Genomic DNA, 7,075 nt, shown 5'->3' on the forward strand with positions numbered 1-7,075 from the left:
AGTGGGCAGATCTCATGGCCACCGGTGGGCAGTTCTACTGGCCGTCAGTGGGCATTTTCGTGGCCGCCTACGGGCAGTTTTTCATGGCCGCTAACATGACAAAGAGAACAACGGCCACGGATGCCCAATTCCGCAACCCGAACAGTACTGTTCTGCCTGCGGAACCAGTGCCCGGCTGACTACTTCAAGGCGCGAAAGCTTCCCCGTGGTGCGCCCGTAGTTACCCGTGCCCCAGGAAACGCCGGCCCTGGCTCACCGTAAAAACTCGCCAGCCTAAGTCCGAACCGACACCGGACCGTATCATCGCAAAAGCATCTGCCCCTTTAGCTGGAAGCCAAGGGGCAGATGCCATCGAACTGAGCTGCTAAGCGTCTTTCAAGTCGATACCTTTGGTCTCACGCAGTTTGAAGACCACGAGGCCCGTCATTGCACAAAGGATCATTATGTAGACATTCGACATCCAGCCCAGAGACCAGCTGTTGAAAAGTGCATTGAGATAAGGTGCAGTGCCGCCGAAAATTGCAACCGAAAACGAGTAAGCGAAACCAATGCCCTGCGTCCGGATCCTAGTTGGGAATGCTTCAGAAAGAACGGACGCGAGCAGGGCACCGGAAGCGCCCACGATAAGCAGAGCCGTCGTGGAGGCCACGAACAACGTCCAAGGCTGGGAGTTGATCATACTCATCAGTGGAATTTGGGCGATGATCATCGCGACTGCGAAGCCGATGAGGACAGGGCGCCGTCCGATCCTGTCGGACAACCTGCCCCAAAGAGGCAGCGAGACCAGTGCAATCAATTGCGCGAGAACAGTAACCCAATAGGCTCCTTCGGCATCCATGCCCTGCCTGGTGATCGCATAGGTGGACGCGTACGACGTCCACGTATAGTGAGCTGCTGTGATGCCGGATGTCATGCCGATCATCATCAGGATGGACCGCACGAGCTTTTTGCGGTCCAGGGGCGGGGACGTGTTTACAGCCTGCGCTTCCTGCTGTCCGTCGAAGACTTCGCTTTCACTCATGCCGCGTCGCATGTACAGTGCGGCAAGGGCGAGTACGGCGCCGAAGAGGAACGGGATACGCCATCCCCACTCGGCAACTTCCGTATCGGAGAGGACATTCGTGACTCCGCCGCCGATTGAGAAGGCAAGGACAGATCCGCCGAAGATTGCCACGAATACAATAGAGCCCCACTGACCGCGCTTATTGTGGGGTGCAATCTCTGCGATGTAGGTATTGGCAGTTGCAGATTCACCGCCGTGCGCAAATCCCTGGGCAACGCGGGCGACAAGCAACAGAACGGAAGCTGCAATGCCGATCTGACCGTAGGTGGGCATTAGACCAATCAGCAACGACCCGCCTGCCATCATGAGCATCGTTGTTATCAGAACGAACTTGCGGCCCTTCACATCTGAAATGCGTCCGAAAACGATGCCGCCGAGTGGTCGCATGAGGAAACCAACAGCGAATACCGCCAAGGTTGACAGCAACGCTGAGACGGGATCGCTTGAATTGAACATTGCCTTCGCAATGAAGGGCGCGAACACCGCGTAGGCGCTCCACTCGTACCATTCCAAGACGTTGCCGACTGTACTGGCCATCATGGAGCGTCGTCTGATAGATGCTGCGCTGGCCGCCTTTGGTGGCTGCTCGACATTGAGGTTAAGTGCCATGGAGATTCCTTTGTGGTGGTGCGATGTCAGTTGTTCGTTGATTCCGGGTCCGGTCCCTCGGCCCATACCCCTCTTAACCAGACGGCAAAGGTTAGTCAGGACGATAGTTAAGGCATCGCATGTTTCGGTGCGGATCGCATCGGCAACTCGGGATACATGCCGTCCGAGGACAGTCTTAGTAGTCGGGTCAGCGCTGCGGTCCCTTGTTGTGCGATCCCATTCGTGCTACCGATCGATCGCTCGGTAGCTAACCATAATTCAGGTCATACCCAGCGTCAAGCAAATTATGATGGGCTGCTCATAGAGCCTCAAACGCGAATTCCAAGGCAGCTAACAAGCTGGCCCCCGCTTATCTGAGGTCCGTTTTCTCAGCGGTGACCCTGGGTTCTTTCCATCATCGAAGTTGCTGTCCCGAAGCCCGTCATAACGTAACTCAGGGGTTTGCAGAAGATATATGGCTAACGCACTGCTAAGGAAAATTGCGTGGGAGGAAGCCGTCTATTCCCGCGATCCGCCCAGGAGATCGCGGTTCCGGACCTCTCGGGCTGAGTGCCTGAGCTCCAGTGTAGGAAGCCGGGCCGGCGTCGGGGTTGCTGCCTGTGTCCTTGATCCGGAGTATCCATGCTGGTGCGGAGGTGATTCCTGGCCCTCGATAGGCATCAACCTCGGTACCTAAGACAGTGGCCCTTCAGACCACGCCACCTGAGACTATGGACCCGCGCCGTTTCCGTCCATCCGGCGACACGGTCATTAAGGTCCACAAATCTACAGAATCGTGAGAGTCCGTGTTTACCCGACTGACTCCTAAACAGGGCAACATCGCCGGCTGAGTTCTGGATCACAAAGACACTCAGGACCCCACCACCGGGCAGCACGAGGTGGTTGCCTCGTGCTGCCCGGCGAGCAGTCTGCGGCTGCTGCCACTGTCCGCGGTGACCAACCCGAAATACTGCGGCAACCGCAGTTAGGTTTGGAGCAGTGCGAGCTCTCCTGCTACTCGTTCTGTCTCCAGAAACTTGGCAACGAATGCGGTTTTGAAGTCACCGCTTGCAAATTCTTCTGTTTCGAGGATTTCCTTGTGGAATGGTGCCGTGGTGATGATGCCGTCAACGACTAGCCTCGATTTTTCATGATGCCGGCTGAGAGCTGGCTGGTTCGGCGAATTGCCTGACCGGCGAAGGTTTCCCGTTTCGGGCATGCCGGAAAGCCCGTTGGGTCGCCCGGGGATGGCGCCGGTTCCACTTTCCGGTGGTGCTGCTGCTGGTCGGATCAGGTCGCTGCGACGTTAGCCGGGTGCTGCCGCCAGCTGCTGTTTGAGGCTGCGGGTGCCGGTCAGGAGCAGTCCGATGAGGTCCTTCCCGGGTGCGGCGGCCGGCAGCAGGAGCCGGTATCTGCGGGCGGATTTGACGGTTTTGCCGGCCAGGGCGAAGACGCGGTAGCGCCAGCGTTTGATGTCCCAGCGCCCCGCGGTATGGCCGGCGGGCAGACAGGCGAGCTGGAGCCAGGCGAGAAGGTTCATGGCCAGGGCGGCCAGCTGGATCCATGCCCGGTTCGCGGCGAAGGCGTGGAACGGGAGCCTGCCGGCGCCGGTGTTTTTCAGGGTCTTGATCCGGTTTTCGCAGCGTGCCCGGGCCCGGTGCCGGGCGTCCAGGAACGGCCCGTGCCAGCGCGGTGAATTCGTCAGGAACGCGGTGATGCGGTGCCCGTCAACGTCCAGCAGGGACGGGGTGGCGCCCGGGTGCAGGGGTTCGGCGCGCAGGAACAGCTTGGTGCCCGGCGGGTAGTCGTCCAGCGGGATCACCTCGGTGGCGTTGATGACCCATGCGTCGGTGCGCTCGTTGCCGTTTTCGTCCAGGGCCGGCTGCCAGTACCGCTTGTCGCTGATCCTTCTCGACCATGTGGGCCCTGCCCAGCGGGAGCGTGTAGCTGGTGGAGAACTGGACGCCGGCCTCGTGCAGATGCCAGAGGAACTTCCGGGACGCGCCGGCGCTGTCGGTGCGCACCAGTACCTTCTGGCCGACAAGTTTGCCGCCGGCGTCGTGGAAGGAGTCCGGCAGCTGCGCGGCGGCGGTCTCGAACAGGCTGATGTGGTCGGCGGCGCTGTTCGCCCCGGCATTGCCCGCCCGCAGCATCACGGCCAGGATCTCCCCGGTGCCGGTCGTTCCGTGGTCGGCCGCGGCGATGAACGGGGCGAAGCCGTACCCGCCCTTATAGGTGCCAGCCGCGTTTTCCTTGTCCGAGTGGGCGGCCACCAGCGTCGCGTCCAGATCGATGACCAGCGGATTCGCGGCGGTGGCGGCCGCCGCCGGGCTGCGGTCCCCGGCCGCCTCCCACACCCTGGTGCGCAGGGTCCGGGTCAGGGTTTCAACGCCGTGGCCGAACCCTTCCGGGTTGACTGCCGCCCGCTCGAAGAACCGGGACACGGTCGCATTGGAGGGCACCGGCCCGAACACCGCCGGTGCGGAGCGGAACATGTCCAGATCCGCCACATAGTCCCCGCCGGCGGCCAGCATCACCGCCAGCGACCCGAGCAGGCGGCCGGGCCGGTGCACGGCATTGGGCGGAACGAACTGGCCCAGCCGGTCCTCACACAGACCCCTGAATCCCAGGGCATCGATGAGGCCGGTGAGGACTTTCGTGCCGGCGTGGGAGACCAGCGACTGGCCGGTGAAGGCGACATCAACGGACGGGAAAACCCCGGTAGAATCGTGCATCGAAAGGGTGCTCCCTACGATCAGAGAAAATATGGCGTCGAATACCACTATTTTCCCTAGTCAGAGCACCCTTTCCCTGTTTAAACACGCCCCCGCGCAGCCACCCTCATGAAAACCCCGGGCTAGTTCATCGAGGGCTCGGCGGGTTCGGGCGATGGCCTCGTCTCGATCCTTGCCCCAGCAGATGAGCTTGCCGATCATGGAGTCGTAGTAGGGCGGGATGACGTACCCCGCTTCGATGTGGGTGTCCATCCTGATCCCGAAGCCGCCAAGGGCACGAAAGTTCGTGATTGTTCCTGGGCGTGGCGCGAATTGCTTTCCGGGTCCTCGGCGTTGATACGACACTCGATGGCGTGGCCGGTGATGATGATGTCGTCCTGGGTTAGGTTCAGTAGCATTCCTCCGGCAATCTGCAATTGAAGCTTGATGAGGTCGATGCCGGAGACCATCTCGGAGACGGGGTGTTCAACCTGGATACGAGTGTTCATCTCTATAAAGTAGAACTTGCGTTCGACATTATCGAAGACGAACTCTACGGTCCCGGCGTTTTTGTACCCAACCTCGTGGCAGAGCGCGACCGCGGCGTCGGCCATTTCCTGCCTGAGCTCTGCGTTCAAGACCGGGGAGGGTGATTCCTCGATGAGCTTTTGATTACGTCGCTGCGCCGTGCAGTCACGTTCCCCTAGGTGAAGCACGGTCTGGCCGTCGGAGATGACTTGAATTTCTATGTGCCGGATGTCGGTGAGGTAACGCTCGATGTAGACCGACGGGTCACTAAAAGCGACTTCGGCCTCCGACATGATCTCCGTGAGGTCCCTTTCAAGCGTCTCGGCCTTCTCAACAACCCGCATGCCGCGACCACCACCACCGGCTGCTGCCTTTATCAGGAGAGGATAGCCGACCTCACTGGCTACAGCGAGAGCTTCGTTGTATTCAGCGATTGCACCGACAGAACCGGGCACGGTGGGCACCCCTGCCCGCCGCGCAATCTTCTTTGCCTCGATTTTGTCTCCCATGCGGCGGATGATGCCAGCAGCGGGACCGATGAAACCGACCTGCTCTTCTTCACACAGTGCGGCGAAGTCGGCGTTCTCAGACAGGAAGCCATAGCCAGGATGGATGGCGTCCACTTTGTATGCAAGTGCTGCGCTTACGACCGCGCGCGTCGGGGTTGGTGCCGGACTCCTTCTGATCCGACATCCGACGATGCCGTTCAACTCTAGATGACGGCGGTCACCTCGACCGTGAAGGGTCGGCCTAGTGGTTGCTCATGCAGGAGTTCCCAACTTTGACATCAGGGCGGTCATCGCGGCCCGGACTCCGGTGCTCAGCGTTGGCTCGATCACCGGAGCGAAGAATGGGGAGTGATTGCCGGCGGGAGCGTTTTCGCCGTCGAGCACTTCTTGGGCGTGTCCGCCAAAGAACCAGTACACACTGGGGACGCCGATGGCCTCTGCCAGCAAGCCGAAGTCCTCGCTGGCCATGACGGGGGGTGTTTCGAAGACCGCGTCCTTCCCCAGAACTTCTTCGAGCGCTGTCATCAGGTCCTCGGCGGACGAGGGATCGTTGTAGCACTGCGGGAAGCTCGAGATTTCCTCAATGGCAGGCTCCGGGGCGCCTGAGGCCGCGGCCTCGGCGCTGATGATGCGTCGAAGCGAGCGGAGAACCAGATCACGCACGTCGTGATCGAAGGTCCGGACGTTGAGCGTGAATTCAGCGGAGGTCGGGATGATGTTTTCCTTCAGTCCGCCATGGAACGTCCCGATGGTGACTACGGCCGACTTCATCGGATGGACTTGGCGCGAGACGATCGTCTGGATTCGGACCACCATGTGGGCGCCAAGCACGATCGGATCAATCGACTGCTCTGGCTGTGATCCATGTGACTGTTTCCCGTGCACCGTGACTTTCCACGAGTCTGCCATGGCCATGGCAGTGCCTTGGCTGAGATTCACAGTGCCGGCAAGTCCGGGCCATACGTGCTGCCCGTAAATAATGGTTGGTTTAGGTGCCTTGTCCCACAGCCCGTCCTCCACCATCGCTCTGGCCCCGGCGGCGGTTTCCTCCCCGGGCTGGAAGATGAACACGGCGGTACCGGCCCAGGCGCCACGGTTCTCGGTCATGAGCTGGGCGGCAGTTAGTCCGACAGTGATGTGCGTGTCGTGGCCGCAGCCATGCATTACCGGGACCACGCTGCCGTCTGGCATCGTGCCTGTTGTTGTGCTCGCAAAGTCCAGCCCGGTGTCTTCCTGGATGGGGAGGCCGTCGATGTCTGCACGGTAGCCGACGACGGGGCCCACCCCATTGCGCAGGATGCCGACAATGCCGGTGCCTCCGCATATGAATGTTTCGAGTCCTAAGCGGTCCAGTTTTTCGCGGATGTATTCGGCGGTGCGCGTTTCCTGCATCGACAGCTCGGGGTTGGCATGCAGGTGCTTATAGATATCACGCATTCCGGTGGTGTGACCGGCGGAGAGGCCGAATATGTCAGTCGTGATGGTCATGAAGTCCTTTCACAGGTGCGGGGAGCATTGCCTAATTGACAAGTGTGTACCACTGGCACCCCTGCGTATCAATCCCCTACATATTCCTAGGGCAAAGTCGACAACCTTCCTACTGTCGTCAGCCACTGCAGTGTTGCCCTGGACCGCCGTCGCTTCACCGCCGACGGCCCGGATACCCTCGACCA

5 protein-coding genes and 1 pseudogene are annotated in these 7,075 nt (G+C 60.6%); all 6 read right to left on the reverse strand.

Going from position 1 to position 7,075, the window contains the following annotated elements; genetic code table 11:
• Positions 1-364: 364 nt before the first annotated feature.
• Positions 365-1,672, reverse strand: coding sequence for an MFS transporter (locus AC5RWU_RS23265; RefSeq protein ID WP_493986543.1), 1,308 nt, complete (start codon positions 1,670-1,672; stop codon positions 365-367).
• A 964-nt stretch (positions 1,673-2,636) separates the two neighbouring features.
• Positions 2,637-2,870, reverse strand: coding sequence for a hypothetical protein (locus tag AC5RWU_RS23270; protein ID WP_493986544.1), 234 nt, complete (start codon positions 2,868-2,870; stop codon positions 2,637-2,639).
• A gap of 87 nt (positions 2,871-2,957) precedes the next feature.
• Positions 2,958-4,386, reverse strand: a pseudogene (locus tag AC5RWU_RS23275) (IS1380 family transposase).
• 60 nt (positions 4,387-4,446) lie between these two features.
• Positions 4,447-4,677: a hypothetical protein gene (locus AC5RWU_RS23280; RefSeq protein WP_493986547.1), complete on the reverse strand. Its 231-nt coding sequence runs from the start codon at positions 4,675-4,677 to the stop codon at positions 4,447-4,449.
• Positions 4,584-5,603 carry an ATP-binding protein gene (locus tag AC5RWU_RS23285; protein ID WP_493986545.1) on the reverse strand — a complete coding sequence of 340 codons (1,020 nt, stop codon included), beginning with the start codon at positions 5,601-5,603 and terminating at the stop codon, positions 4,584-4,586. Before AC5RWU_RS23285 ends, AC5RWU_RS23280 begins: the two co-directional genes overlap by 94 nt.
• Before the next feature lie 51 nt (positions 5,604-5,654).
• Positions 5,655-6,890, reverse strand: a complete 1,236-nt coding sequence (locus AC5RWU_RS23290; protein ID WP_493986546.1) for an amidohydrolase — start codon at positions 6,888-6,890, stop codon at positions 5,655-5,657.
• Positions 6,891-7,075 lie beyond the last annotated feature (185 nt).

It is taken from the genome of Arthrobacter sp. B0427-1-12 (genome assembly GCF_059092905.1).